2 protein-coding genes and 1 pseudogene are annotated in these 1,991 nt (G+C 53.5%); all 3 read right to left on the bottom strand.

The annotated features are described in order from the left end of the window. Positions 1-321: 321 nt before the first annotated feature. Entirely contained in the window at positions 322-1,077 is a 756-nt protein-coding gene (locus VQ045_RS21575) for a DUF5765 domain-containing protein (protein WP_331831585.1), read from the bottom strand. Between the two features lie 355 nt (positions 1,078-1,432). Continuing rightward, the gene (locus tag VQ045_RS21570) at positions 1,433-1,591 is read right to left on the bottom strand and encodes a DUF3309 family protein (RefSeq protein ID WP_331831584.1); all 159 of its coding nucleotides are present in this window, start codon (positions 1,589-1,591) and stop codon (positions 1,433-1,435) included. Positions 1,592-1,714: 123 nt separating this feature from the next. After that, positions 1,715-1,991, bottom strand: a pseudogene (locus tag VQ045_RS21565) (hypothetical protein); the annotation flags it as partial.

The following is a 1,991-nucleotide window of genomic DNA, read 5'->3' as shown; positions in this document are numbered from 1 at the left end:
TCGCCCACTGCTGCGCAGCTTGGAACAAGCTCGTCGATCAGCCCTGGAAAATCACGTCCATCGGAATGCGAGATTGGGCGCATGGGTCTTGATCAGCGCCCGTTGGTATAAGAGACATTTTTCGCCCGCGTCAGGTGAGTTTCCTCAGAAGCACACGCGAAGTGTCCCGATGATCATGTTGCACCTTGCTGGTTTCCCAGTCCGCGCGCGCAGACGCAGGTTAGTCCGCGCGTTAATAATTTTGAGGCGTTTTCCCTTGGCGCCGAGCGCCTGTTGAGCGCGGTCGTTCAGCCTTTGCCCTTCCCGGCATCGAAGACCGGATCATACGTCGCTTCGCTTTCGGACGGTCTGTTTTGGCCACAGCCACCAAGACTTCACAAACATGAACTGTCTTATCGGGGTCTTAACGACAAGAAGCAGAATTCCTATAGATAACAGGCACCAGATTGCGGCCGCTTCATTAGGGTTGCTAGTCAGCAACATGGCCAATCGTGGGCCAACCAGGAAGTGGTACACAGTAAACCGCCAAGATCCGTAAAGGAATGGCAACAAGATTCCGGCAAAGAAATAGGTGGGATACAGGCTCAGAAAAGATGCCCATGAATCGACTGTGATGAAGTTCAGCATCCCGTTTGTCGGCACATCCCAAGCGATATGCCATTCTCCGGATACCGAGCAAAGCCGATCGGCACACAGTCCACGCCCTAGCGGACATGAACCTGCCCATTCGAACGGATAAAGCTGCAGAAGCATGATGATTGCCGAAATAAAACAGATTGCATAAACGGGCCATTGAATTTTGTTACGGACATGTCTTGGTATAAAGTACATGGACAGCATATTTATGAAGAATGGCTGGAACGTGATATGCAAATAACCCAAGATAGTGGCAATTTGATTGGAGGGCAGCGAGCATTGATCAATTACCGAGTATGTGAAGGCCTGCAAAAGCTCCATTGACGAGAAATAGCCGAGGGCCATCCACAACGGCGCCGGTTCTTTTTTGTAAGCTGCGTAAGCGGTGGTGGTTATACCTACAACTGCCAGTACTGCCGACGCTTCACCGCTCCAGCACATGCAGTCCCTCGCTTGATAAGGAAATTGATTGGACTGGCATTACAACTTTCTGATGGCGCTTGGCAGCCCTATGCGCTCCGCCGGGCAACGACCGGTGTCAGCCATCCCTTTTCGTCCTTGGCGAAGATTAGGTTCCGCGACCTGACGGTTTCCTGGAAGGCTCGGTCGTGCCATGGGGCTCGGGCCCGCAGCAGCAATGGCCTGCCTCGCGGGCGCGACATCTACAAACCCACATTCGCCGTTCGCAAGACGGACCGGCGAATTGAGGATGAAATTTTCAAAGGGGTCGTCGCAAAGTTTTGGACGGACCAGCCTCGTAAGTGCCAAGTCCAACCCAACCCCGGCTGTGGGCAAATTAAGCGAGCACACCCAGTAACCAGAGGACGATCAGGGCGACTATCACCAAGCCGAGGACTCCACCGAGACCACGCGTGCCATAGCGGTTGTAACCGTAGTAACCGCCGCCGCCGCCGAACAACAACAGAAGGACAATGATAATCAGAATTGTACTCATGGGGAATATCTCTCTATTTGGCCGATAGGTGAAGGATGAAGCACCTGTAACCTCGATGGGAATCGGACTCGTGAATTCATCCGCAAGTCAATCAGTCGGGGCTGCTTCGCTGCGGCTCTACGCTCAGCGCAGGCCAAAAAAGCCCAGGATGACCAAGACGATGACTACGAAGCCTACGATATATACGATCCGGTTCATTGCATTCCTATCTGCTCGGGTAGTGGTCCACGGCCACCGACATTCGCAAGCATACGCCATCGCAATTCCGGGCGAACTGACATGGATCAAGGGAATGTCCCGGTCTCTGTTGAAACTCTGAAGTGGGCGGCGTTGCCCGCCTTGAGCCGTTAGGCTCGGGGTGCCGATTCCACTGAGGAGAGCAACGCCATGAAGAAAGATA

The sequence above is a fragment of the Aurantimonas sp. E1-2-R+4 genome (genome assembly GCF_036549515.1).
In the GTDB taxonomy this organism is placed as follows: domain Bacteria; phylum Pseudomonadota; class Alphaproteobacteria; order Rhizobiales; family Rhizobiaceae; genus Aurantimonas; species Aurantimonas coralicida_A.
This window is presented reverse-complemented; position numbering and strand designations above follow the sequence as displayed.